Genomic DNA, 24,144 nt, shown 5'->3' with positions numbered 1-24,144 from the left:
TCACCCGTTTTTCACTCTTTACGCGCCCCCAAGGAGCCCACTCATCATGGTCTGGTTCGAATCTTTATCGAGCAACGAAAAGAAAGCCTTCGCTGGCGCATTCATGGGCCATGCCGTCGACGTCTACGACTTCATGATCTACTCGTTCCTGATTCCGGTGCTCGTCACGACCTGGCACATGAACAAGGCGATGGCAGGCGGCATCGTCACCTATACGCTGATTGCGTCGCTCGTCGGTGCCATCGGCGCGGGCTTGCTGGCGGACCGCTTTGGACGGGTGCGCCTCCTGCGCTGGACGATCGTGCTGTTCGCGATTTCGTGCTTTGCCTGCGGCTTCGCCAATTCGCCGACCCAGCTTGCCGTGTTGCGCGCGGTGCAGGGATTGGGCTTTGGCGGCGAATCGTCGCTGTGCATGGTGCTGGTCACCGAGATGATCAGAAATCCTGCTCACAGAGGAAAATATTCCGGCTTTGCGGCGAGCAGCTATTCGTTCGGTTGGGCCGCCGCGGCGCTCGTCTATAGCGCGATGTTTTCCTGGTTGCCCGCGCAATGGGCGTGGCGCGCGTGCTTTTTTGCAGGCGTCGTGCCGGCGCTGATCGTCGTCTGGCTGAGGCGCGACCTGAAGGAGCCGCCGCTCTTCGTGCGGTCCCAGGAAAAGCAGAACGCACCGTCCATGCTGGCCGGGCTCGCTCGCGTGTGGCGCGGTCCTTTGTTCGGCAAGACCGTGCTCTGCAGTCTGCTGTCGGGCGGCATGCTCGGCGGCTACTACGCGATTGCCACCTGGATGCCGACGTATCTGAAGTCCGATCGCGGCCTGTCCATCTTCGGCACCGGTACCTACCTCACCGTGATGATCATCGGCTCGTTTGTCGGGTACGTGCTGGGCGCCTATTCATCGGACCGCATCGGCCGGCGCATGACCTACATCCTCTTCGCCGCGGGCGCGTTTTCGATGGGCGTTGCCTACATGATGATCCCGGGGTCCAACATCACGATGCTCGTGCTCGGCTTCCTGCTCGGCGTGCTCATGCAGGGCACGTTTTCCGGCATCGCCGCGACGATTTCCGAAACCTATCCGAATGACATCCGCGCAACCGGTTATGGCGTCGCCTACAACGTGGGGCGCGTGATCGGCTCGGTGTTCCCGTTCGCGGTGGGGTGGCTCAGCACCGGATACCTGTCGCTTGGAACATCGATCCCGCTCGTCGCGGGCGTGGGCTATCTCTTCGTCATCGCGGCCGCCTTGATCCTGCCCGAGACGAACGGCATCCGGCTCGACGACATCGGTTCGGTTTCCGATGCGGCCGATTCCGCCGAAGCCCAACGCGTCAATATCCAGCCGTTGCCATCGCGACGAAAGGCCGGCTAGCCGACGAGCCAGGGGATCGTTTGCTGCGCCAGGGCGCGCGCCCGGCCGCAACCTTTTCCCGCCGCCCCCAGGCATTCACCCACCTCACGTATATGGAAATCATTTTAAAGAATGCGCATCTCAATGCGGAACGTGAACATCGCATCTCGAAGAAAAGCCGGGCGACTCCAGTTCATATGCCCGCGCGCTTCCGGTCCATCCAGTCGAGCATTTCGTAGCCCGCCACCGCCAGCGGCACGAACCATGGAAAATCGCCGTAGGGAGGAAAAGCCTTGAACGGGGAGGTTTCAAACAGCGTCGGACTGGTGCGGAAACCCAGCATTCTCTCGGCTGCCAGTCGCCCCACATACGGCATGATCGCCGCGCCGCTTCCGTTACATCCCACGGCGTAATACACGCCATCGACCGAGCCGATCTGTTGCAGATGGCTCGACGTCATCGCGACATTGCCGGTCCAGCAATGCGAGATCCTGACGCCGGCGAGTTGCGGAAACACCTGACAAAGAAAGCCGTGCAGGATCTTCGCCGCTTCCTCGACCGGCACCGGCATGGCCGCCGGACGCGCGCCGAAGAGAATGCGGTCGCCGGCCGGTGAGGGCCTGAAATACCACAGGTTGCGCTTGCTGTCGGAGTACATGCGCCGGTTCGGCATCGCGCGCGCCATGAGCGCGGCCGGCAGCGGCTCCGTGGCGATGATGTACGACGCCGCCGGCGCGATGCGGCGCTTCAGATAACCGAAGGCGCCGTCGGTGTATCCATTGGTCGCGAACAGCACCTGTCGCGCCGACACGGTGCCGCGCGCCGTTTGCACATCGAAACGGCCGGTCGTGCGCGTCACGTTGCTCACGCGCAGATGCGACGCGGCCAGCCCACCCGCGGCGAGGAAGCGCTCCGCCAGCGCGCGGCCGAACTTCGACGGGTGAATGCCGCCGAATTCTTCGACCACCATGCCGCCGAAGTAATAGTTCGAGCCGATCTCCGCGTGCAGCGCGTCTCGCGCCAACACGCGCGCGGTCACACCGGCGCGTTCTCGCAGCACGCGTGCGTGTACGTCGAAGCGCGCGGCATCCGCGGGCACCGAGGCGAGAAAGAGCCGCCCGCACTGCTGGAAATCGAAGTCGAGCCCTTCGTCGACAGCCAGGCCTTTCACGTAGTCGAACGCTTCCGCGTGCAGCCGGCTCACCGCGTCGACCTTCTCGTCGCTGAAATGCTTCGACGCGCCATTGAGCAGAAACTTCTGCCCGCTCGAGAGCATCGCGCCGCTGCGCGAGCTGGCCAGTCCGCCAATGGGCCCCGCATCCACGACGAGCACCGACTGCCCCAGTTCGAGACAGCGTATACCCGCCGACAAGCCGCAAAAGCCCGAGCCGACGATCACCACGTCGACTCGCGAAGGCAGTTCGATCCGGTGGCTAAACGGCATGGCCTCTTCCCACCAGAACGGCTGCCCCTTGAAATCCGGGCTCAGGATGTTTCCCGTCATGTTCATGAATGTCTTGTGCCGCTGTCGAAGACGCCGGACAGGCTCGCGGGGGCGCTCATAGTGGTGGGCCCGACGCTGGCTTTCCTGTTCGTCATCCGCGGCTGCCTCCTTGGAGTGGGCGGGTCGTCGCGGAATACTTTTGCAAAGTGTCAACACTTAGTGTACTGTTGACCAAAAGATAGTGCGACGCCGATCTGCGTGTGTCAACCGGATTTTTTCGGCGAACCCTCAATAAAAATACCGACTTGACGGCATCTTTTATTTCTCATAAAACTGTCAACAGTTTCAAATCTTCAAAACATTTGATGATGGTAACCGCCATGCCCGCCGACACGACTGCCCTCGACACGCTGAACATCCGCCCCGCCAGCGAGGCCGACTTTCCGCTTCTCGCGCGGATGAATCGCGAGCTGATCGAGGACGAAGGCCATCGCAACCCGATGACCGTGCCGCAACTCGAAGCGCGCTTCCGACGCTTCGTCGGCGAAGAGGGTTATCGCGTCGATGTCCTGCTGCTGGACGGCGAGATCGCCGGTTACGCGACGCATCGCTACGAACCGGATCTCGCCGAGCCGAGCGGCCAGCGTGTGTTTCTGCGGCAGTTCTATATCGCGCGCGGCAAGCGCGGCGGCGGACTCGGCCGGCGCGCGCTGGAGCTGCTGATCGACGCACGCTTCGCGGACGGCGACCGCATCTTTCTCGATGTGATGGAAACGAACCCCGGAGGGAAAGCGTTCTGGTCGCGCACCGCCTTCACGCCCTATGCCACGACGATGGAACGGGTGGTCCGCAAGCCGTGACGCCGCGGTCGTATCGCGTCGACGCGAGCGGCATCGTCTGACTTATTTCTGTTCAACCAAGGTGGGAGCACAGCTATCCATGTCGAACACGCAAGGCGTCAAGGACGCCACCCGAATCGGTCGCAGCTCGGTGGCGAAAGCCCCGGAATTTCAGGAGCTCTATGATTTCGACGCCGCCGCGAAGACGCTCGTCGACGCCACGTTCCCTTACGAGAGCCAGATTCATCACGCACACGTGGTGATGCTCGCCGAATGCGACATCATCCGGCGTGACGAGGCCGCCGAGATTCTGCGCGGGCTCGCGGCCGTCGATGCACAGGCGAAAGAGAACCCGTCGCTGCGAACCTATCTGCCGTACGAAGCCGCGCTGAAGAAAACGGTCGGCCCGGTGGGCGGCAAGATGCACCTCGGACGCAGCCGCAACGACCTCGCCAATGCGGTCAAGCGCATGTTCCTGCGCGACCAGTTGAACCGCGTGATCGAAGGCGTGATCGCGTTGCGCGAGAGCGTGGTCGCCAAGGCCGCCGATCATCTCGATACCGTGATGGTGGTCTACACGCAGCGCAAGGAAGCGCAGCCCATCACACTCGGCCACTATCTGATGGCCTATGCCGAGAGCCTCGGGAAGAGCCTGGACCGTTACGAACAACTGTATGCGCGCATCAACCAGTGTCCGCTGGGCGCCGCGGCGACCGCCGGAACCGGCTGGCCGCTCGATCGCGAACGCACCTCGACCCTGCTCGGCTTCGATTCGCTGGTGGTCAATACGATCGAAGGCGTGGCCGGCTGGGATCACATCGCGGAGTTCGCCGCGGATAACGCGATCTACATGAGCAGCCTGAGCCGTCTCGCCTCCGAGATCCAGCTATGGAGCACGGACGAATATCGCGTCGCCGAACTCGATCCTTCCTTCGCGGGCACCAGCAGCATCATGCCGCAGAAGAAAAACCCGGATTCGCTCGAACGCACGCGCCAGGCCGCGTTCGCGACGATGGGTCCGCTCGTCGCGATCCTCACCTCGCTGAACGGCATCGAGTATCAATACAGCGCCGCGCGTGTCGGCCTGGAGCCGCGCTCGATCGACGGCATGATGGCCGCCACGCACGCGATGACGGGCGTCGTGCGCACGCTGCAACCGAACACCGCGCAAATGCTCCGGTACGCCGCCGAGAACTTCGCGACCATGACGGACCTCACCGACACGCTCGTGCGCGTGACGGGTCTCGACTATCGCGAAGCTCACGAAGTCATCGCGCGGGTGGTGAATGCCGCTGTCGAACAGCGCAAGACGGCCAATCAGATCGATCTCGAGATGGTGCAGGACGCCGCGCGCGCGCAGCTCGGTCATACGCTCGAACTCTCCGCGAGCGATGTGCGCGACGCGCTGGACCCGGTGCAGAACGTGGCGCGGCGCAGCGGCATCGGCGGTCCGGCGCCGGTTGCGGTGCAGCGGATGATCGACACCGCGCGCCGTGAACTGGACGAGCAGCGCGCGCGTTACGAAGCGCGTATGAGCAAGCTCGCCGACGCGGCGCGGCAACTGGCGCACGCCGTCGCCTCGATGACCGGGCGCTGATAAACGAAGCGGGCGGGTACGCGAAAGTGCACCCGCCCGCTTTACCTTGCTTTGCGTTGCCTTGTTACCGCGACTATTTTCAGATCTTCTCGTGTGGCTCGATCAGATGTTCCATTATCGTTCCGTATGGCGTAAAGCCGGTGCGCAGCCAGAACACCTTGCCGCCCGGATTGTTCTCGATCACTTCGAGGAAGATCCGCTCGCCGGGCTTGAAGCGCGCGCGCACCAGTGCGTCGAAGGCGACATGCCCCGCGCCGCCGCGCCTGCGATGACGCACGATATAGAACTGACGCAGATAAATATGCCGACCACCCGGCTCCGCCGGATCCGGTTCATAGCGATGCGTCGCGTAGCCGATCACTTCGTCGTCCAGCATGAACAGGTCGACGCTCCAGCCCTCCTCGTCGATGAAACGCTTGAAGCGCTCTTCGAGCTGCGCCACCGTCATGGGATTGCGGTGCCCTTCGTCGTCGGCGAGTTCGCGGTTCATGCGCGCGAGCAAGCCGAGATCCTCGCGCTGATGCTCACGCACCTTGATACGGCCCGCCAGCGAACTGCCGATGAGCACATCCTCCGCCGTGTCGCGCTCGACGACCGGCACGACCACGCTGTCGCCGTGCGGCCCGAGGTACTGCAACACCTCGTCGCGCTCGTCGTTGATATGGCGCCGCACGCTGCTGACCGCGCGGTCCAGGCCGCGCGAACGGATGTCTTCGAGAATCGCCGCATGACTCTTTGCCGCGGCGCGCAGACGCGCCTGCTCCGGATTCATCAGCAGATGCACGAGACGCAACTCCGACGCGAGCTTGATGAAGGTGTCGGTGATGCGGTCGTTATGCCCGGCCCGGCAGATCGCGGTATGGAAAGCGACATCCGCCTCGATCATGCGGCTCTTCGCATTGGCGAGCGCGGCGGTTTCAGTTTCGTGCATGGCCCGCTCGATGGCGGCGAGATCGGTAGACGTGGCGTGACGGATGGCCTCGGCGACGGCCGAACTCTCCAGCAGCGAGCGCAGCGCATAGATGTCGGAAACCTCCTTCTGATTCAGCGAGCGCACGAACGAGCCGCGAAACGGCTGCGAATCGAGCAGGCCCGCCTCCTGCAGCTGCCGCACCGCCTCGCGGACGGGCCCACGGCTCACGCCCAGCCGACGCGCGATCTCCACCTCGTTGAGCTTGTCACCCGGCTTCAGCTCACCCTCGAGGATGATTTGAGAAATTTCGCGCGTCACCGTCTCCACCAGCGGGCGCCGCTTCGATGCTTCCAGCCGTGGCTCGTCCACCGGCGCCGGCGACAGGTATCGGTTCATTCATTCCTCTCCAGATCGATGAGCCATCATAGCAAGTGTCAACACATTAGGCAATGTAAGTGTTGACACTTGACAATTGTCAGCCTAGATTGAAGTCGAGTTCGATGCATGCATTGTCCCCGCTCCGGCTTTACGTCCCCTTCATGAGTCATTGAACTGCGAGAGAGATAGCAATGACCGGCATTTCCTTCGACTGGCACTATCTGTGGGGCGCCGCGCCGTTCCTGCTGGCCGGCCTGCGCCTGACCCTGGAACTCGCGGCGGTCTGCATCGTGGCATCGGTGGTGATCGGATATATCGGCGTAACCATCCTGTATCTGAATGTTCCCGTGCTGGCACGGGTGATGCGCGGCTACATCGCCGTGTTTCGGGGCACGCCGCTGCTCGTGCAAATCTTTTTCTTCTACTTCGGCCTGCCGGAAATCGGCGTGCGCGTGGATGCGCTGTGGTCGGGCATCATCGTGCTGTCGCTGTGGGGCGGCGCTTATCAGCTCGAAAACCTGCGCGGCGCGGTCGATTCGCTGCCCCGGCGCCTGATCGAGGCGGCCCGCTCGCTCGGCCTGCATCCGGCCCGTACGTTCTTCTTCATCGTGCTGCCGGTCGCGACGCGCACGGTGGTGCCGGCCATGATGAACACCGCCGTCTCCACCACCAAGAACTCCGCGTTGCTCACGGCCATCGGCGTGCCCGAGCTCACCTACGTCGCGATGGACAACATCGCCAACAGCGCGCGCGGCCTCGAAAACTTCTTCGCGTTGTTCGTCGGCTATCTGGTCATCGTGGCGAGCATGTCCTGTCTCGCCGGCTTGCTCGAGGCGCGTCTCGGCCGGGGGTTTGCACGATGAGTCTCCATCTGATCACGGACAACGCGGGTTTCTTCCTGCGCGCGGCCAGTCTGTCGGCGTTCATCTTCGTGATGAGCGTGTCCTGCTCGATCGTCATCTCGCTCGTGCTCGGCGGCAGCGCCACGTCGCGAGTGACGCTGCTGCGAATCAGCGCGCGCGGCGTCATCGAATTCTTTCGCGATGTGCCGCAGGTCGTCAGCGTGTTCTTCGTCTTCTTCGGCGCGCCGCTGTTCGGCCTGCAACTCGGGCCGGTCGAGGCGACCATCGTCAGCCTCTCGCTGTGGGGCGGCGCGAATGGCGCGGAAATCGTGCGCGGCGGCATCCGCGCGGTGCCGCGACATCAACTCGAAAGCAGCCGGGCGCTGGGCGTGCGCCGCATCGATGCGTTCTTCTTCATCGTCGTGCCGCAGGCGATCCGGCCCATCATTCCCGCCTACGCGGGACTGTGCACGATGCTCCTGCAGTCGACTTCGCTCGGCGCGCTGATCGGCGCGACGGAACTGCTCAAGGGCGCGCAGATCGTCATCGAACGGTCCGCGTATTTTCAGGGGGGCATGCCGGGCCTCACGATCTATTCGTTCGTCCTGCTGGTCTACTTTGCGGCCGCCACGCTGATGACGCGCGGCACGCGCCGGCTCGAAAAGATCTTTGGCGCGCCGATGCGACGTACGTGAACCATCCCGTTTCGACTTACCGGAGTGTTCTATGTCAGAAGCAAGGGAAGCACCGATCCTGGAGACCCGGGCGCTGCGCAAGACCTATGGCGAACTCGAAGTGCTCAAGGGAATCGATCTGAGCGTGCAGGCGGGTGAGCGCATCGTCGTGATGGGTTCGAGCGGGTCGGGCAAAAGCACCTTCATTCGCTGCCTGAACGGGCTTGAGAAGACCATGGGCGGGTCGATCGTCTACAAGGGCCGCGACATCACGCACCTGAACGAAACCGCCTGGCGCGAAGTGCGTCGCAAGATGGGCATGGTCTTTCAAGACTACTCGCTGTTTCCGCATTTCACGGTGCTGCGCAACCTGTGCTTCGCCCCGGTGCGCGAGAAGGTGTTGTCCCGCGAAGATGCGGACGTGCGCGCCCGCGCGCTGCTCAAGCGCGTGGGCCTCTATGAAAAAGCCGACGCTTATCCGGGGCAGCTTTCCGGCGGACAGCAGCAGCGCATCGCAATCGTGCGTTCGATGATGATGCAGCCCGACGTCATGCTGTTCGACGAGCCGACTTCCGCGCTCGACCCCGAAACGGTGAGCGAAGTACTCGCGATCATCGACGACCTCACGACCGATGGCCTGACCTCGATCATCGTCACGCACGAGACGGGATTTGCGCAGCGCTGCGCGAACCGGATCGTGTTCATGGATCAGGGCACGGTGCTCGAGTCCTGTCCGCCCGAGGTGTTCTTCGATCACCCGGCGACCGAGCGCGCCCGCCGTTTCGTCGCCAATCACAAGTAACGGCGCGCTTCCCTTCACCCTTCACAGGTGTTCGTTGAGGAACTTCATGATGATGAACGCAAGGCAGACCCAGACTCTGGCCGTGGCGGCAGTCGCGCTGTGCGCGGCGCTGTGCCGCGTGGCCTGCGCAGCCGACACCGCGCTGCCGCCGACGCTCAGCAAGGCTGGCCAGCTGAACGTCGGCGTCAAGTGCGACGCGCCGCCGGCGGCGTTTCTCGATGCACAGGGCAAGCCGGAAGGCATCGACGTCGACTTTGCGCGCTACATCGCGAAGAATGCTTTCGGCGATCCGAACAAGGCCGCGTTCACCTGCGTCACCTCCGCCACGCGCATGCAGATGCTGATCAGCGGCAAGGTCGATCTGGTGATCGCGACGATGTCGCCAACCGATGAGCGCAAGCGCGTGGTCGATTTCGCCGACTCGACGAACTGGGGTGCATCGGGCGTGCTCGTGCGACGCGGCGAGCAATACACGAAGCTCGATGATTTCAACGGCAAGACGTTGCTGTCGATGAAAGGCGGCTGGCAGGCGCAGTACGTGCACAAGAACTATCCCGACATTCACCTCGTCCTGCTCGACAGCATGAACGATGCGATCGTGGCGCTCAAGCAGCATCGCGCGGACGGGCTGACCGAGGACGTGAAGGCGCTGCTGCCCGCCGCGAACCGCGACCCCGACATGCAGCTCTCGAAGGTCTCGTTCGGCGTGAGCTGGGGCGCGCCGGCCGTGCGGCGCGGCGACGACAGCCTGCGCCTGTACGTCAACAAGCTGATCGCTCAGGCGAGGCAGGACGGCACCTTCGAACAGGCGGTCAAGAAATACACCTCGGGCCGGCTGCAGGAGGTGGTGCTGAACGGCTATCTCAACCCGCCGCCTGACGGAAGCTCCAGCATCAACACGGTGCTGCGCTGAACTTCACTGTCCATCACATCAACCGGATTGCCGGCTGCCGGACACGCGCGGCACGCCGTGGAGAACCTCGCATATGAGCATGATCGAACTGGACAACCCGTTCACCGGAGAGCGGCTTTTTTCGGTGCCGTCGGAGAGCCTGGAGGACGTCAGGCGAAGCATCGCGTCGATGCGCGGCGCCGCGCGGACATGGGCCAAACGCTCACCCGCCGGACGCGCCGCGCATCTGCTGCGGGCGCTCGACTACTTCCGCGCGCACAAGGACGAGATCGCCCGCGACGTCACGCGTGAAATGGGCAAGCCCATCGATGCCGCGGCCGCCGAGGTCGACTACATGATCGAGCGCGCCGAGTTCATGTGCCGCTTCGCCACGGACGGGGCCCTCGCGCCGCACGATCTCGCGCGCTATCACACGAATGATTTTGCCGGGCGCATCGAGTTCGTGCCCAAGGGCGTGGTGTACATCATTACGCCGTGGAATTACCCGCTGTTTTGCGCGATCAACGGAACCATGTGCGCGCTGCTCGCCGGGAGCGCGGTGCTGCTCAAGCACACGACGACGCCATCCGTCGGCCGGCATTTCGAGCGTGCGTTCGGCGAGACGGGCGGGATCGGGCCGCTGCTGGTGAATGTCACGGTCGACTACGACGTGTCGGCGCGGATCATCGAGCAGGCCGATATCGATCATGTGGTGTTCACGGGCTCGGTTCAGGGCGGACGCGCGATTCAGACCAGCGTGGCGCGCCGCGCGAGCCAGCCCGTGCGAAAGCCGTTCATCGGCATGTCGCTGGAACTGGGTAGCAACGACGCGGCCTTCATCGCCGAGGACGCGGATCTCGACGGCGCGGTCGAATGGACCGTGAAGATCGGGCGCCTGCACAACTCGGGGCAATCGTGCTGCGCGGTCAAGCGTGTGTTCGTCCACGAAAGTCTTCACGATCGCTTTCTCGATGCCGCCGCGCGCGTCATGCGAGAACAGCGCTGCGGCGACCCGATGCAGCCGGACACCACGCTCGGCCCCCTCTTCGGCGGCAAACGCGCGGTCGAGGATCTCACACGCATGATCGACGACGCGCGCGCGAAAGGCGCGACGGTGGTCACCGGCGGCAACACCGAGCGCATCGGCGGCGCGCTGTTTCTGTCGCCGACGCTGCTCTCCGAGGTCACACCGGACATGGCCGTGATGAGCGAAGAAACCTTCGGGCCGGTGCTGCCCGTCATGCGCGTCGCCTCCGATGAACGCGCGATCGAGCTCGTCAACGCGAGCCGCTACGGCCTCAGCGCATCGATCTTCACGCGCTCGCGGGAGCGTGCGCAGCGCTTCATCGACGAGACCGAAACGGGAACGGTGTACGTCAACCGCTGCAACTTCGTCGATGCGCGGCTGGGGTGGATCGGCCACAAGAACTCGGGCAACGGGTCGATCGCGCTGTCACCGCTCGGCCTGCGGGCTTACAGCGATCTACGCTCGGTGAACATCGATCCGACGCTTCTGCGGTAGCGGCGCGGCGCCATCGATCCCGGTGCGCGACTAGACTTCGAGGATGCCAGCAGCCAGAAAGCCGCCATCCGCAGCCATCACCTGCCCAGTGACATACGACGCCTGTTCCGAACACAGAAACGCCGTTATCGCGGCAACTTCGGCCGGCGTGCCGTAGCGACGCATCGGTACGGTCCGCCGATACGACTCGCGCGTTTCGGCGGAGTGATGCGCGCGAGTGAGCGGCGTGTCGATCGGGCCGGGCGCGACGCAGTTGGCCGTGATGCCTGCGTCGGCGAGTTCGATCGCCATCTGGCGCGTGAGCCCGATGAGCGCCGCCTTCGACGTTCCGTACGCGGTACGCCCGAAGCCGGCCCGAACACCGCTGACCGAGCCGATATTGACGATACGCCCCCAGCCACGCCGTACCATCAGCCGTGCCGCATGCTGGCCGCACAACATGGGGCCGGTTACGTTGATCTTTTGCACCCGCTCCCAGACTTCCAGCGAACAATCGACAAACGACGCCACACCTGCAATGCCCGCGTTGCTGACGAGAATGTCACAGCGATCGTAGGTCCGCTCGACGCTATCGAATGCGCGCGTTATCGAACCGGGATCCGCAACGTCCATTTGCACGGCAACGGCTTTGCCGCCTCTACCCTCGATCTCCCGCGCCAACCTTGCAGCGGTGCCGAGGTCGATATCCGCGACAGCCACGCTTATCCCTTCCGCGGCAAGCCGGGCCGAGATCGCCGCCCCTATGCCGTTTGCTCCCCCCGTTACGAGCGCAACGCGAGCCTCCGCGCGGTTCGTCGACGGTGTGTCCGTGTAACCGGTATGCGCTGCAAGATTCATCGTGCGACCTCGAAAGAACTCGAGCGGCGGCTCTCGACCAGCGCGCCCGGAATGAGAACAGTCAGAATTGCGCCGAAGACCGCCACGCCGGCGAGTGCATACATTGCCACCGCAGTATTGCCGGTCGCATCGGCCACCATGCCGACGAGAAACGGCGCGACAAACCCGGACAGATTTCCGATCGACGTGATCAGCGCGAATCCGGTCGCGGCTGTCGCTCCTTTCAGGAAGGCCGTCGGAAGGTTCCAGAACAGGGGAATCGTCGTGACGATGCCCGCCATCGCAACGACCAGCGCAATGAAGGACCACGTCGGGTTCGCACGCGACAACACGCTCAGAACCAGACCGGCCGCGCCGAGCAGCGCGGCAACCGCGAGATGTTTGCGCCGCTCGCCGGTTCGATCCGAACTCCACGCGAGAACGAGCATGGTCACCACGGCCGCCGCGTACGGCACGGCCGTCATGGCGCCAATCTCACGAATGCCGGAGTAGCCCAATGTCCTGATCAATGTCGGCAGCCAGAAACTCACGCCATAGAGCGCGGCGACGAACGAGAAGTACAACAGGCAAAGCAGCCAGACGCGCGGATCGGAAAGTCCGTTGGCGAAGCTCCCGGCGTGATGCGCGCTCGCGCCTACCTCCTCTTTCAGGGCCGCCTTTTCTGCGCTCGTGAGCCAGGCCGCGTCGTCGATCGTGTTCGGCACGAGCAGCCAGAACAGCAGGCCGCACAGCACCGCGGGCAAACCTTCGCAGAGGAACATCCATTGCCAGCCACGCAATGCCATCGCGTCGGGCGCGGACGTCATCAACCACGCGGACAACGGACTGCCGACGACACCCGAAATGGGCAACGCGGTCATGAAGATCGCGATGATCCGTCCGCGGGTCCGGGCCGGAAACCACTGGCTGACATACAGCATTACGCCCGGCGCGAAGCCGGCCTCCGCGACGCCAAGCAAAAAACGCAGCACGTAGAACGATCCCGGCCCGGTCACGAACATCGTGCACGCCGAGAGCACGCCCCATGAGATGAGGATGCGTGTGATCCATACGCGCGCGCCGACGCGATGGAGAATCATGTTGCTCGGCACCTCGAACAGGCAATAGCCGATGAAAAAGATGCCGGCACCGAGTCCGTAGGCGGTGTTCGATAGACCGATGTCCGGAGCCATCTGCAGCTTGGCAAAGGCGACGTTCACCTTGTCCAGTTGATTGACGATCAGGCTCACCAGAATGATCGGAATCAGGCGCCAGAAGGTCTTGGTGTCCGTCGCCCGGGCGGCGGGCGCGGGGATTGCGGGGTCGAGGGCTTCGCTCATGACTGTGTGTCTCCGTTGCCACGCATCGATTACGTGGCTCAATTTGATATCATTTGATAATATATACGCGAGACTCGCTGCTGTCCCGAGCCACCGTGCCAGGACTATCCCTGGCCCTCGGCGGTTCGCGAGGACACGTGACATACACAGCAACCCTCTTTCATGGGACTGGAGACGAAATGGACTTCAACGGAATGACGGCGGCAATCACCGGCGCCGCGAGCGGCATCGGCCACGCCACGGCGCACGCCGCCGCATGCCGCGGCGCGCGTATCGTCGCGCTCGATCGCGATGCGCAGGCGCTCGAACGGATGCGCGAGCAGTTCGACGCGGACGGCCTGGCGCTCGTGCCCTTTGCGATCGACATCGGCGACGAGGCCTCCGTCAGGCAGACGGTCGACGCCATCGCGCAGGTCGCACCCGCGATCGACCTGCTCGTCAACAGCGCCGGTATCGTCTCGCGCGGCCTGTTCGAAACAACGACGGTCGATGAATGGGAGCGCGTTCTCTCGGTCAATCTCTCGGGCAGCTTCTTCTGTATCCAGCAGATGATGCCGCTGCTCAAGGCTGGAAAGGGACGCGCCGTCGTCAACGTCGCCTCGCTGGCGTCGAAACGGGTGTCATACACGGGGGGCGTCGCCTACACCGCGGCGAAGGCGGGCATACTCGGGCTCACGCGACATGCGGCGTTCGAGCTGGCCGGCGACGGCATTCGCGTCAATGCGGTGTGCCCGGGGCCCGTTCTCACGGCGATGACCAGGAACGCAACCAGCGAAGCAGACCGGCGGAAAGTGGCCGCGATGGTGCCGCTGGGCGCCTGGCTCGAACCACACGATATCGCCGGGGCCATTCTCTTTCTGGGCAGTCCCGCCGCGAGAATGATCACCGGCACGTCGCTCGATATCGACGGCGGCCTGTCGCTGATCACCGGTTCGTCGTACGAGGAATACCGGCGCGCACGTCAGTGACGCGGGCGATGTGGCGGCATTGCGCGTGAGTTGCCGCCCCGCCTACGCGCGGCTGCGCTTGCCGCCGAACAGTTGCGCCGACACCTGCTCGAGGTCGGCTGCCGTGTAACTCGTGCTGCTCATCAGCCTGCCGAGCAGTTCGTCGAGCGCAACCCGCTCCACCGCGCCGAGCTCGCGCAGCGCGAAATCCTGCACCGCCAGCACGATCTTCATGCCCGCTTCGTATGCCGAGTAGCCGGGCTGCGTCAGCGTGTAGCGTGTTGCGCGGCCGTCTTCGGGATCGGGAACGGCCAGCACGAGACCAAGCTCGCGCAGCCTGAGCAGGCTGCGCCCCGTTTGTACGGGCGTCATCAGGATGTCGCGGCCGATTTCCGTCGGGATGCTGCCGGGCCTGTCCGCAAGCTTGGCCAGCACGCGCCAGTCCAGCACGCGTATTTCCAGGTGGCGCGCGAAGAGTTCTTCGGCCATGTCGAGAATCGATTCGGCGACAAGACGGATCTGGTAGGCAGGAAGTTGCTTGAATTGCATGGCGAAATCGGGCGACTCGAAGTTGATGATTATGCGTGCGGGGCGCACCAAAGAAAATACTCATTGACGGCCGCGGGCCGACCGGCCAATATATTATCAAATGATATCAAATGCCGTGTGTGAGACCGGCACCCCTTTTCGTCCATGAGAGAAATTCCGGAGACAAACATGCATGCACCCACCGAACCCGCACACCGTGCCGTCCATGCCATGCGCGAGGCTGGCGTCTATGTGTTCGACGTATCGGACACGCCGTGGCAGAGCGTGGGCAAAGGCGGACTCGCACAGAAGATCGTTCGCCGCGACGATCGAACCGGCCATTCGTTTGGCTTCATGTCGTTCGATACGTTGACCCGCACGGGCGTTCATCAGCATCTCGGCACCGCGTTCAGCTACTTCCTGTCAGGGTCGCTCACCGACTTCCAGGGCACGACCGGTGCCGGTCAGCTCGGCGTGAACTTCGCGGGCTCGACGCACGACGCTATCGCTTACCAACCCACTCTGACGGTCGGGCGCATGGAGGGTCCCGTTGCATATGGTGCCGATGTCACGCACACGCTGCATGCGGGCAACCGGCACACCGATTTCGAAAACGAGTTTCCGGAGCATCTGCCCGATCTGAGCATCACGCTCGAAGCGGTCCAGGCGAGCGGCACACGCGTGGCGGGGCTGACGCGCCGGCTCGTATACGACTACGCGCATACGCGGGTCAATCGTCGAATGACACATTTGATGTTGCTTCCACGCACAAAGGTGCCGGTTCATCGCCTGGGTGCGCTGGTCGACATGTACGTGCTCGCGGGGGATGTCACTTTCGCGTCTCGCGGAACCACGTCGAGCGCAAAGACCGGGGATTTTGTTGTGCTCGAGCCGCAAACGCAGGTTAGTTATACGTCCAGATTTGGAGCAAGTGTGCTGGTGTGGGCGGATGGCCCGTCCATGTGGGAGGAAGGACCCATTTCACCCGAGCTCTATGGATTCACTTCCGCGCACGGGGATCCGCTGCGCTTCGCCAATCGCGCACCGGTTGATTTCGACCCTGCGTAAAAGAAGCGGGCCGGCCGCCCGGTGGAAGCGGATTTCGATCCAGCGAAAATCGGAGCGGTCGACGTGTCGAAGATCACACGACCATGAGGTCATAGCCAACCAGTATTTCCCCCTTGAAGTGCTTCGCGGCCTCGCATTTGTGACAATTCACCGCTCAGAACGTGGTTCGCAGCCCGATCCGGGCAATCGCCTGTGAGGCGCCGCCCGAGGAGCCGTCAGGACTGAGGATTCCATTGATGGCGGCGTGCGCGCCGGCGTTTGCCCGCTGACAGGCACCTTCCGCGTAGACCATCGTGCGCTTGGAAAGCGAGTAGCTCAGTATCGCGTTCAACTGGTTGGCGTGATTACCGTATAGAACATCATTGCCTTTCATGTACATGTAACTCATGCCGAGTGAAAGCGCGGGCGTCATTTGCCAGTTACTCGCAAGTTGCCCAGCGTACGCGTATGCGCCCGTCAGCTCATTTCGGACCGTCACAAAGCTTGCGGAGGTCATTGTGGGACCCAGCGCGTAATGAACGCCGACACCCCAGTTTCGAACCGGAACCTGCGGAGAACCATTGACGGCGCCGGGATACTTCTGCTCGGTATAAGCGGCGCCGAGTCCGAATGGACCGCGATCATAGTTCAGGCCGAAACTCATACCCGAGTTCGATCCGAACGATCCCGCAACGCCACCGAAGGAATACAGTGCGCCAAAGGAAACCCCACCGATCCGGGGCGACTGGTACTTGACCGAATTGTTGATGGGTATGCCGTTCGTACGGGACCATCCAAACCAGCCCGTCGGGTTTTGAGGAATTCCGAGGTTCTGGAACGGGCCCGCCGCAAAGCTATATAGACCGCCGGAAATCAGACCCGGTGTGTTCAGGCCTTCTGTCAGCGACGCAAACATGAACTCGTAGACGTTCCCCAACGTCAACTTGCCGAGGCGCGGATCGTCGAGCCCGACGTACGCGTTGCGCCCGAAAATCCCCGGTTGCATCGTCGCGCCCGACCCGAACTGAAACTGCGTCTCCAGCTTGAAGATTGCTTTTGTGCCGCCCCCCAGATCTTCAGCACCCTGAATACCAAACAGGTTCGGCGCGTAGATTCCGTCGTCGAACTTTACGACGGAATGTCCGCCCTGATTCGATATGTACGATACGCCGGCGTCGAGCAAGCCATACATCGTGACATTGCTTTGTGCAAAAGCAGTTTCAACCGGAAGTACCAGAAAACATACTAAAGCGTAGCGCTTTTTCATCTGTGTCTCCAAACCTGATTTTTATGTTCTACACGGAACTCATAGGGATTCGTTCACGCTTCGACAGTCACCGTGGCCGGCTTCCATCAGGACTGCGTTTCCTGCTGGCGCTTCTTCAAGTCGAGCGCGACGTCGACGATCATGTCTTCCTGGCCGCCCACCATGCGGCGCCGGCCCAGCTCGATGAGAATGTCGACGGCCTTCAGTCCGTATTTGCCGGCGGCCACTTCCGCATGCCGCAGGAAGCTCGAATAGACGCCCGCATAGCCGAGCGCGAGCGTCTCGCGATCGACGCGCACCGGCCGGTCCTGCAACGGCCGCACGATGTCGTCGGCGGCGTCCATCAGCGTGTACAGATCGGTGCCGTGATTCCAGCCCCCGCGCCCGGCCGCCGCGATGAACACTTCGAGCGGCGCATTGCCCGCCCCCGCGCCCATGCCCGCGAGCGACGCGTCGATGCGGTCGCAACCTTCCTCGACCGCGACGATCGAGTTCGCGACGCCGAGGCTCAGGTTGTGATGCGCGTGAATACCGGTTTGCGTGTCGGGCTTCAGCACCGCTTTCAATGCGCGAAAGCGCGCGCGCACGTCGCTCATGTTCATCGCGCCACCCGAGTCGACCACGTAGATGCAGGTCGCGCCGTAGTTCTCCATCTTCTTCGCTTCGACGGCGAGGTTCTCCGGCGTGGTCATGTGGCTCATCATCAGGAAGCCGACCGTATCCATGCCGAGTTCGCGCGCATATTCGATGTGCTGCTTCGAAATGTCCGCTTCCGTGCAATGCGTGGCGACTCGCACGACGCGCGCGCCGGCCTGATACGCGGCCTTCAGATCGTGAATCGTGCCGATGCCGGGCAGCAGCAGCGTCGCGATCTTCGCGTGCTTCACGACGTCCGCGACCGCCTCGATCCATTCGAGGTCGCTATGCGCGCCGAAGCCGTAGTTGAAGCTCGAGCCTTGCAGGCCGTCGCCGTGCGCGACTTCGATGCTGTCCACTTTCGCTCGGTCCAGAGCACAGGCGATGTCCCGCACGTTCTGGATCGAGTACTGGTGACGAATGGCGTGGCTGCCGTCGCGCAGCGTCACGTCGGAGATATAGAGTTTTTTGCTCATGGCGATCACGCTCCCTGAACGCTCAACAGCGTCTGCGCCATGCGTTCGGCGGTCGCGAGCGCGGCCGAAGTCATGATGTCGAGGTTGCCGGCATACGCGGGCAGATAGTGCGCGGCGCCTTCCACTTCGAGGAACACCGAAGTCTTCAGACCGCTGAACTTGCCGAGACCCGGGATATTCAACGGCGCATTCGCGGGAATCTCGTCGAATTGCACTTTCTGCTTGAGCCGATAGCCGGGCACGTAGGCGCGCACCTTCGCAACGGTTTCCTCGATCGACTGCTCGACCTTCTTATGGTCCACAACGGCGGAGAGTGTGTAGACGGTGTCCCGCATCATCAGCGGCGGCTCGGCGGGATTAAGCACGATGATCGCCTTGCCCTTCGCGGCGCCGCCCACCACTTCGATCGCTTTCGAGGTCGTCTCGGTGAATTCGTCGATGTTCGCGCGCGTGCCGGGGCCGGCCGACCTGCTGCTGATCGACGCGACGATCTCCGCGTAGTGCACCTTCGCGACGCGCGAGACGGCCGCGACGACAGGGATCGTCGCCTGGCCGCCACAGGTGACCATGTTGACGTTGAGCGCGTCGAGTTGCGCGTCGAGATTCACCACCGGCACGCAGTACGGGCCGATCGCGGCGGGCGTGAGGTCGATCACGCGGATCGAAGGCTTGTGCGCGCGCAGCAGCGCGTCGTTCTTCACATGCGCGCCGGCCGACGTTGCATCGAACACGAAGTCGATGTCCTTGAAGCACGGCAGACGCGTGAGGCCCTGCGCGCCTTCGTGCGTGGTGGCCACGCCAAGGCGAGCGGCGCGCGCGAGGCCATCCGAGTTCGGGTCGATGCCCACCATTGCGGCCATCTCCAGATGGCGGTCGTTGCGCAGGATCTTGATCATCAGATCCGTGCCGATATTGCCCGAGCCGATGATCGCGGCCTTGAGTTTTTCCGAAGCCATGCAAGTCCCCTGAATCAGGCGGTAAAAGTCGCGCGGACGCTGCCGAGCCCTTCGATCTGCGCGCTGTACGTGCCCGGCGCCTTGACGGCCACCATCGGGCCCAGCGCGCCCGTGAGCACGACATCGCCCGCGCGCAGCGGTGTGCCGAGCTGAGCCATGCGGTCCGCGAGCCATACGGCGGCGTTCAGCGGATTGCCGAGGCACGCGGCGCCGTTGCCGCGCGACAGCATCTCGCCATCGCACGCAAGTTCCATCGCGCATGCGGTGAGGTCGATCCGCGAGAGCGGCACCGGGCGGCTGCCCAGCACGAAGCGCGCGCTCGAGGCGTTGTCCGCCACCGTATCGACGAAGCGGATGTCCCAGTTCTCGATGCGGCTGTCCACCACTTCGAGCGCCGCGAGTGCATACGCGCTGGCGCGCAGGATATCGACGAAGGTGTGCTTCTCATGCGTGAGGTCGCGTTCGAGCACGAGCGCGATTTCGGCTTCCACCTTCGGCTGGATGAGTTGCGAAAGCGGAATCGGCTCGCCGTCGCCGTAAGCCATCGAAGCGAACAGCGTGCCGAAATCCGGCTGATCGACGCCCAGTTGCCTCTGCACCGCGAGCGACGTGAGACCGATCTTGCGGCCCACGATGCGCTCGCCGTTCGCCACGCGCAGATCGACGTTGGCCTGCTGCACGGCGTATGCGGTGGCCATGTCGTGCGTGGCGATCTCGCCGCGCACGGGCGCGATGGTTCGGCGCGCGGCTTCGGCATTGCGCAGGCGGGTGGCAAGTGTATTCACTACGGTGATGTCGAGCATCGGTAAAGCTCCTTCTTCGATCGTTCTGTACGGGCGGCGCTACGGCCACCCGCGCGTCGTATTTCGCGCCACGGGTTGCCGCCTATGCGGCGATGGGACAAGCGGGCACCGACAGTCCGCTCACATCGGCGGCGGCCACGAACCGGTCGGGTCGCAATGCGACTGCGCGCGCACCGTACTTGCGCAGCCAGGGGCGCAATACGCCGTCCAGGTCGATCAGTTCGTCGGGCCCCTGGGTGTGCTGGTCCTGCTGACGCACGGCGATGTAGCGAGCCCCGAGCCGGTTCCACTCGTCCTTCTCCGCGGGGGTGAGCAGCGTCGCGGGATCGACGTCATCCCCAAGCAGCACGAAGCCGTCGCCCAGCAGATCGTCGAGGCGCGCCATCACCCCGCGCGTGTCGCCGACGACGGGTTGCGGCACCATGCGGCCGACGATGCTGTCCTCGGCGAGCGGGCCGCGCAGCCATCCGGCGGCGAGCACCGGCGGCGCGATCAGCGGCGGCTCCGGTGCGTCCTCGGCAGGCGGCGCACTGAGCGCGGCCTGTTCTTCCTCCGAAAGCTCCTGCTTGATGACGCGGCCAAGCTGAACGGCAAGTTGCGTGTAGAACTCCGCGTTGGGCCGGCGCTCCGCTTCGTAGGTATCGAGGAAATGCTCGGGCAAGGTCCGGTTGATCACGCCCGCAAGCTTCCAGCCGAGATCGAACGCGTCGCGCATACCGGTCTGCATGCCGGCGCCAGCCCATGGCGGCATCAGATGCGCCGCATCGCCGGCCAGGAAGACGCGCCCGACTCGCCACTTGTCCGCCATGCGGGTGTGGTGGCGATAGAACGCGTGCTGGTGAATTTCGACGTCGTCCGCGCTCACGCCGAGCGCCTCGAGCAGCGGCCACACCTGGTCGTTCGTCGCGAAGTCCGCCTCGGTTTCGCCCGGCTTGAGCGGCAGCTCCCAGCGGTGATTGCCGCCGGAGAGCGCGATGTCCACGACCGGCCGCTCCTTGTCGGACCAGAAGGTCAGCAGATTCCGGTCCGGCCACCAGCGCTTCACCCGGCAGTCGACGACGATCCACAGCACTTCCAGCGTGTCGCCGAGCAGCTTCACACCGAGGGCGCCACGGGTCGCGCTGCTCCCGCCGTCGCAGCCGATCGCATAGCGCACGCGCGTGCTGGTCCTGGCATCCGTTGCGGCATCCTTTGCCGTCACCGTGACGCCCGTTTCATCCTGCTCCAGCGACACCACCTCCATCCCGTAGCGCACGTCGATCCGCGCATGCCGGCTTGCGCATTCGCGCAACGTCGCCTCCATCGTGGGCTGGTAGATGTTAAAGAAGCGCGGCCTGGTACCCAGCGTCGAAGGAGGATGCTCGATGCGCATGATCTCGGTGCCGTCGTAGCGCATCCAGCGCAGCGCGCGTTGCGGATCGATGCATTTCAGAACGGGTTCGTCGACTCCCAGGCTCTGGAAAATACGCATGGTCCAGTCGTTGACGGTCACGGCGCGGGCACGCGGGTAAATGTCGCGGTACCGTTCGAATACCACGGTGGAGATGCCGTATTTCGCCAGCGTGAGTGCGGCAACGACGCCGCTCGGACCATAGCCGACGATGGCGACGTCGGCGTCATAACGTTCTTTCATGAGATGGTTCCACCAAATGATTTGCAGCTTCAATGCGGCAACGGAATATTGACGTGCGCGCTCACGGCCTCGGTGGGACCGCGCCTGAGCAGCACCAGAATCAGCGATACGACGGCGACCGCCGCGCAGACCGCGGACAGCACCCCGATCGATGCGAACAGGCCACCTGCCCTGGCCGCCCCGGCGGTCACGACCAATGGGCTGAGAAAGTTGCCGAGGAAAAAGGCCGCCATGTAGCCACCCGCGCCGCAGCCGCGCTGGGCGAACGGCAGGCGCACCATGATCCAGTTCAGCATCAGCGGCATGACGATGCCCCCGCCGAAGCACGCGACGAATGCGCCTGCAATCAGCACGTCGACATCGGCCACCGTGGACACGATGTAAAAGCCCGCCGCTTTCAGCTCCTCAGGAAATCGATGACCAGCCGGTTGAATTCTTCGGCGTGCTCCCATTGCGCCCAATGACCGCATTTCGGCAGGATATGGAGTCGTGCGTCCTGGAAGGTGTTGATCATGCGCAGGCCATGATCGAGCGGTACGAAGCGGTCGTCGCGCCCCCACGTAACCAGGGTTTTATGCGCGATCTCCGGAAAGCGGGCAGTCAGGTCCCACTTCGTGACGGGGCAAAGCCGCGAACTTTCGACGAAGTTCCTCAGGTGATTCAGGTTCGACTCGATGTTGCTCCATCGCCCCTTACGCAACTCTTCGGTAATCGCTTGCGGGTCGTAGACGAATACCTCGAGCATGGCCTCGAAGTTCTCATAGGTGGGTTGCATGTAGAGCCTGAACATGCGCTTGATGCCCTCCCCCGGCTGCGGCTGGATGATGCTCGGACCTTGCGCGCCCGGTCCCATCAGCACCAGGCGATCCAGCCGTTCGGGAAATTCCAGCGCAAAGCTCATGGCCGACGCACCGCCCATCGAATTGCCGACCAGATGGGCCTTGTCGATGCCGAGAACGTCCAGCACGCCTTTGGTAGCGCGTGCATTGATCAGCGGGCGCGGCACGTCGGTGACGATCTCGCCGGACTTGTTGAAGCCCGGGCTGTCGAGGAGCAATACGCGATAGCCGGCGTTCACGAGCGCGTCGAGGTTACGGTAGTAGTTGCTCCAGCCGCTCGCGCCGGGGCCGCCGCCGTGCAGCATGGCGATCGCCGGACCACTGCCAGCGTCGTTGAAATGGATGGTGAAGTTCTCGAGGCCCGCTTCATTGATCGTCACGAACTTGCTGGTATCGGCTTCGGTGAAGGACATTTTTTTGCTCCAGTGGCTAGTGGTATTTCGCTGCTTTACGGGTGCGGGTGGTTTCAATGCGCGTTCGAAGCCGGTGCGTCCGGCGGCGGGTTGAGCTCGTGGCCCCAGTCGCTGAGCTCGGTGTAGCGCCTGATTTCCCACGTGTCGTCGTTCACGACGATGCCGCCCGCGCCGAATTCGATTGCGAAACCCGAGGGCGAGATCAGGTAGAACGAGAACATTTGGTCGTTGGGGTGATGGCCGAGCTCCATCAGGATCGGCACGCCGGCCGCCTTGCAGCGGTCGTAGGCGAGGCCGACGTCGTTGGGGTCGGTGCACTCGATCATCATGTGGTGGATGCGCTTGCGCGCAGGGAACGGGACCTCGGCGATCGCGAGCGAATGGTGGCGGCCGGCGCGCGCGTGGAAAAAGGTCACGTCTACCGTCAGACCCGGCGCGGCGTCGCCCTGAATGGTGTCGCTGAGTTTCAGGCCGAGGATGTCCTCGCAGAACGCTTTTGCGCGCGCGCTCTGCTTCGGCACGGTGACGAAGTGGCCCGCCCCGAAGCGCCCGGTGCAGAATCCGCCGCGCAACACCGACGAGTGGAACGTGTCGCGGGTGTTGGCCCGATATGCGGTGCTATAGAACTCGTGGCGAATACCGTCGTCGTCCACGCAGACGAAGAGCCGCGTCACGCGGCGTTGCCCGGCAACCGCCCTGCCTTCCTCGGCGACTTCGACGCCGCGGGCACGCACCTGGGCGACGAACGCGTCGAGCTGCGCATCCGTTTCGAACTCCCAGCCGGCCGCGAGGAAGTCGTCGATGTCGCTTTTGAGCAGCAGGATGCGCTGTTCGTAATCGTCCATCCGCAGGCCGAGCGATTCGCCGGCCACGCGCTTTCCGACCTGCAAACCGAGCACGTTGACGGCGAACCCTTCCCATGCCGCGAGATCGCTGACTCCGAGGACCATATATCCGAGCGTCGATACGCTGTGCATGACTTCTCCTTGTTCGTATTGCGATTTAAAGATCGCGGATTGGCCGGTGATTGACGGTCCATCCGCGCGTGAGGTCGGCATCAAGGTGCGGGCATGCGCAGTCCCGTTGCATCGCTCGCCATGACGAAGCGGTCGGGGCGAAGCGCGACCGCATGCGAGCCGAACTCATGTCGTATTCCTTCCCGAACGTTTGCTTGTCGTTGGTGTACCAACAA

General features: G+C 63.6%; 23 protein-coding genes. 10 read left to right on the top strand and 13 right to left on the bottom strand.

The features are described 5' to 3' along the window. Positions 1-43 precede the first annotated feature (43 nt). The gene (locus tag QM685_RS21675) at positions 44-1,369 is read left to right on the top strand and encodes an MFS transporter (RefSeq protein WP_415119416.1); all 1,326 of its coding nucleotides are present in this window, start codon (positions 44-46) and stop codon (positions 1,367-1,369) included. 172 nt (positions 1,370-1,541) lie between these two features. Here the strand turns inward: QM685_RS21675 and QM685_RS21670 are convergent, their stop codons facing one another. Then, complete coding sequence (locus QM685_RS21670; protein ID WP_415119156.1) at positions 1,542-2,858, bottom strand: NAD(P)/FAD-dependent oxidoreductase; 1,317 nt, start codon at positions 2,856-2,858, stop codon at positions 1,542-1,544. 314 nt (positions 2,859-3,172) lie between these two features. Here QM685_RS21670 and QM685_RS21665 point away from each other — a divergent pair, with 314 nt between their 5' ends. Both QM685_RS21665 and argH read left to right on the top strand, forming a co-directional pair. Beyond that, positions 3,173-3,652, top strand: coding sequence for a GNAT family N-acetyltransferase (locus tag QM685_RS21665; protein WP_415119154.1), 480 nt, complete (start codon positions 3,173-3,175; stop codon positions 3,650-3,652). Between the two features lie 79 nt (positions 3,653-3,731). Continuing rightward, positions 3,732-5,228 (top strand): argininosuccinate lyase, encoded by a 1,497-nt coding sequence (gene argH / locus QM685_RS21660; RefSeq protein ID WP_415119152.1) that lies wholly within the window; start codon positions 3,732-3,734, stop codon positions 5,226-5,228. A 79-nt stretch (positions 5,229-5,307) separates the two neighbouring features. Here the strand turns inward: argH and QM685_RS21655 are convergent, their stop codons facing one another. Beyond that, positions 5,308-6,537, bottom strand: coding sequence for a GNAT family N-acetyltransferase (locus tag QM685_RS21655; protein WP_415119150.1), 1,230 nt, complete (start codon positions 6,535-6,537; stop codon positions 5,308-5,310). A 173-nt stretch (positions 6,538-6,710) separates the two neighbouring features. Between QM685_RS21655 and QM685_RS21650 the strand changes: the two genes are divergently transcribed. The 5 genes from QM685_RS21650 to QM685_RS21630 are packed head-to-tail and all read left to right on the top strand — an operon-like array spanning position 6,711 to position 11,251. Further along, complete coding sequence (locus QM685_RS21650; RefSeq protein ID WP_415119148.1) at positions 6,711-7,382, top strand: amino acid ABC transporter permease; 672 nt, start codon at positions 6,711-6,713, stop codon at positions 7,380-7,382. After that, on the top strand, positions 7,379-8,056 hold the full coding sequence (locus QM685_RS21645) for an amino acid ABC transporter permease (protein WP_415119146.1): 678 nt from the start codon (positions 7,379-7,381) through the stop codon (positions 8,054-8,056). Before QM685_RS21650 ends, QM685_RS21645 begins: the two co-directional genes overlap by 4 nt. 31 nt (positions 8,057-8,087) lie before the next feature. Beyond that, complete coding sequence (locus QM685_RS21640) at positions 8,088-8,837, top strand: amino acid ABC transporter ATP-binding protein (RefSeq protein WP_415119144.1); 750 nt, start codon at positions 8,088-8,090, stop codon at positions 8,835-8,837. Positions 8,838-8,883: 46 nt separating this feature from the next. Further along, positions 8,884-9,750: a transporter substrate-binding domain-containing protein gene (locus QM685_RS21635; protein WP_415119142.1), complete on the top strand. Its 867-nt coding sequence runs from the start codon at positions 8,884-8,886 to the stop codon at positions 9,748-9,750. Continuing rightward, positions 9,698-11,251 carry an aldehyde dehydrogenase family protein gene (locus QM685_RS21630; RefSeq protein ID WP_415119414.1) on the top strand — a complete coding sequence of 518 codons (1,554 nt, stop codon included), beginning with the start codon at positions 9,698-9,700 and terminating at the stop codon, positions 11,249-11,251. Before QM685_RS21635 ends, QM685_RS21630 begins: the two co-directional genes overlap by 53 nt. A gap of 30 nt (positions 11,252-11,281) precedes the next feature. Here the strand turns inward: QM685_RS21630 and QM685_RS21625 are convergent, their stop codons facing one another. After that, positions 11,282-12,088 carry an SDR family NAD(P)-dependent oxidoreductase gene (locus tag QM685_RS21625; RefSeq protein ID WP_415119140.1) on the bottom strand — a complete coding sequence of 269 codons (807 nt, stop codon included), beginning with the start codon at positions 12,086-12,088 and terminating at the stop codon, positions 11,282-11,284. Next, positions 12,085-13,407 (bottom strand): MFS transporter, encoded by a 1,323-nt coding sequence (locus QM685_RS21620; protein WP_415119138.1) that lies wholly within the window; start codon positions 13,405-13,407, stop codon positions 12,085-12,087. Before QM685_RS21620 ends, QM685_RS21625 begins: the two co-directional genes overlap by 4 nt. Positions 13,408-13,586: 179 nt before the next feature. On the opposite strand from QM685_RS21620, the gene QM685_RS21615 reads away from it, so the two are divergent. Beyond that, entirely contained in the window at positions 13,587-14,375 is a 789-nt protein-coding gene (locus tag QM685_RS21615) for an SDR family NAD(P)-dependent oxidoreductase (RefSeq protein ID WP_415119136.1), read from the top strand. A gap of 42 nt (positions 14,376-14,417) precedes the next feature. Here QM685_RS21615 and QM685_RS21610 read toward each other — a convergent pair whose 3' ends face one another. Continuing rightward, entirely contained in the window at positions 14,418-14,903 is a 486-nt protein-coding gene (locus QM685_RS21610) for a MarR family winged helix-turn-helix transcriptional regulator (RefSeq protein WP_415119134.1), read from the bottom strand. A gap of 168 nt (positions 14,904-15,071) precedes the next feature. Here QM685_RS21610 and QM685_RS21605 point away from each other — a divergent pair, with 168 nt between their 5' ends. Then, positions 15,072-15,950, top strand: a complete 879-nt coding sequence (locus QM685_RS21605) for a cupin domain-containing protein (RefSeq protein WP_415119132.1) — start codon at positions 15,072-15,074, stop codon at positions 15,948-15,950. A 154-nt stretch (positions 15,951-16,104) separates the two neighbouring features. Here the strand turns inward: QM685_RS21605 and QM685_RS21600 are convergent, their stop codons facing one another. From QM685_RS21600 to QM685_RS21565, 8 genes are all read right to left on the bottom strand, one after another. Then, complete coding sequence (locus tag QM685_RS21600; protein ID WP_415119130.1) at positions 16,105-17,196, bottom strand: porin; 1,092 nt, start codon at positions 17,194-17,196, stop codon at positions 16,105-16,107. Positions 17,197-17,282: 86 nt separating this feature from the next. Then, entirely contained in the window at positions 17,283-18,308 is a 1,026-nt protein-coding gene (gene mhpE / locus QM685_RS21595) for a 4-hydroxy-2-oxovalerate aldolase (RefSeq protein WP_415119128.1), read from the bottom strand. 5 nt (positions 18,309-18,313) lie between these two features. Beyond that, positions 18,314-19,264, bottom strand: coding sequence for an acetaldehyde dehydrogenase (acetylating) (locus QM685_RS21590; protein WP_415119126.1), 951 nt, complete (start codon positions 19,262-19,264; stop codon positions 18,314-18,316). A gap of 14 nt (positions 19,265-19,278) precedes the next feature. Next, positions 19,279-20,067 (bottom strand): 2-keto-4-pentenoate hydratase, encoded by a 789-nt coding sequence (gene mhpD / locus QM685_RS21585; RefSeq protein ID WP_415119124.1) that lies wholly within the window; start codon positions 20,065-20,067, stop codon positions 19,279-19,281. Positions 20,068-20,149: 82 nt separating this feature from the next. Then, positions 20,150-21,700, bottom strand: coding sequence for a bifunctional 3-(3-hydroxy-phenyl)propionate/3-hydroxycinnamic acid hydroxylase (locus QM685_RS21580; protein WP_415119122.1), 1,551 nt, complete (start codon positions 21,698-21,700; stop codon positions 20,150-20,152). A 29-nt stretch (positions 21,701-21,729) separates the two neighbouring features. Next, a complete protein-coding gene (locus QM685_RS21575) occupies positions 21,730-22,077 on the bottom strand; it encodes a hypothetical protein (RefSeq protein WP_415119120.1) in 348 nt (115 codons plus the stop codon). A gap of 20 nt (positions 22,078-22,097) precedes the next feature. Beyond that, positions 22,098-22,952, bottom strand: a complete 855-nt coding sequence (bphD, locus tag QM685_RS21570; RefSeq protein WP_415119118.1) for a 2-hydroxy-6-oxo-6-phenylhexa-2,4-dienoate hydrolase — start codon at positions 22,950-22,952, stop codon at positions 22,098-22,100. A 53-nt stretch (positions 22,953-23,005) separates the two neighbouring features. Continuing rightward, on the bottom strand, positions 23,006-23,929 hold the full coding sequence (locus tag QM685_RS21565; protein WP_415119116.1) for a VOC family protein: 924 nt from the start codon (positions 23,927-23,929) through the stop codon (positions 23,006-23,008). Positions 23,930-24,144 lie beyond the last annotated feature (215 nt).

It is taken from the genome of Paraburkholderia sp., from assembly GCF_047605525.1.
Taxonomy (GTDB): Bacteria; Pseudomonadota; Gammaproteobacteria; order Burkholderiales; family Burkholderiaceae; genus Paraburkholderia.
Note: the sequence above shows the minus strand (reverse complement) of the source record. Positions and strands in the feature narration are given on the sequence as shown.

Bases quoted from the DNA above. Each gene is read 5' to 3' on its own strand.
- QM685_RS21670 (WP_415119156.1), bottom strand. From the start codon at position 2,858: ATGAACATGACGGGAAACATCCTGAGCCCGGATTTCAAGGGGCAGCCG.
- QM685_RS21665 (WP_415119154.1), top strand. From the start codon at position 3,173: ATGCCCGCCGACACGACTGCCCTCGACACGCTGAACATCCGCCCCGCC.
- argH (WP_415119152.1), top strand. From the start codon at position 3,732: ATGTCGAACACGCAAGGCGTCAAGGACGCCACCCGAATCGGTCGCAGC.
- QM685_RS21655 (WP_415119150.1), bottom strand. From the start codon at position 6,537: ATGAACCGATACCTGTCGCCGGCGCCGGTGGACGAGCCACGGCTGGAA.
- QM685_RS21650 (WP_415119148.1), top strand. From the start codon at position 6,711: ATGACCGGCATTTCCTTCGACTGGCACTATCTGTGGGGCGCCGCGCCG.
- QM685_RS21645 (WP_415119146.1), top strand. From the start codon at position 7,379: ATGAGTCTCCATCTGATCACGGACAACGCGGGTTTCTTCCTGCGCGCG.
- QM685_RS21640 (WP_415119144.1), top strand. From the start codon at position 8,088: ATGTCAGAAGCAAGGGAAGCACCGATCCTGGAGACCCGGGCGCTGCGC.
- QM685_RS21635 (WP_415119142.1), top strand. From the start codon at position 8,884: ATGATGATGAACGCAAGGCAGACCCAGACTCTGGCCGTGGCGGCAGTC.
- QM685_RS21625 (WP_415119140.1), bottom strand. From the start codon at position 12,088: ATGAATCTTGCAGCGCATACCGGTTACACGGACACACCGTCGACGAAC.
- QM685_RS21620 (WP_415119138.1), bottom strand. From the start codon at position 13,407: ATGAGCGAAGCCCTCGACCCCGCAATCCCCGCGCCCGCCGCCCGGGCG.
- QM685_RS21615 (WP_415119136.1), top strand. From the start codon at position 13,587: ATGGACTTCAACGGAATGACGGCGGCAATCACCGGCGCCGCGAGCGGC.
- QM685_RS21610 (WP_415119134.1), bottom strand. From the start codon at position 14,903: ATGCAATTCAAGCAACTTCCTGCCTACCAGATCCGTCTTGTCGCCGAA.
- QM685_RS21605 (WP_415119132.1), top strand. From the start codon at position 15,072: ATGCATGCACCCACCGAACCCGCACACCGTGCCGTCCATGCCATGCGC.
- QM685_RS21600 (WP_415119130.1), bottom strand. From the start codon at position 17,196: ATGAAAAAGCGCTACGCTTTAGTATGTTTTCTGGTACTTCCGGTTGAA.
- mhpE (WP_415119128.1), bottom strand. From the start codon at position 18,308: ATGAGCAAAAAACTCTATATCTCCGACGTGACGCTGCGCGACGGCAGC.
- QM685_RS21590 (WP_415119126.1), bottom strand. From the start codon at position 19,264: ATGGCTTCGGAAAAACTCAAGGCCGCGATCATCGGCTCGGGCAATATC.
- mhpD (WP_415119124.1), bottom strand. From the start codon at position 20,067: ATGCTCGACATCACCGTAGTGAATACACTTGCCACCCGCCTGCGCAAT.
- QM685_RS21580 (WP_415119122.1), bottom strand. From the start codon at position 21,700: ATGAAAGAACGTTATGACGCCGACGTCGCCATCGTCGGCTATGGTCCG.
- bphD (WP_415119118.1), bottom strand. From the start codon at position 22,952: ATGTCCTTCACCGAAGCCGATACCAGCAAGTTCGTGACGATCAATGAA.
- QM685_RS21565 (WP_415119116.1), bottom strand. From the start codon at position 23,929: ATGCACAGCGTATCGACGCTCGGATATATGGTCCTCGGAGTCAGCGAT.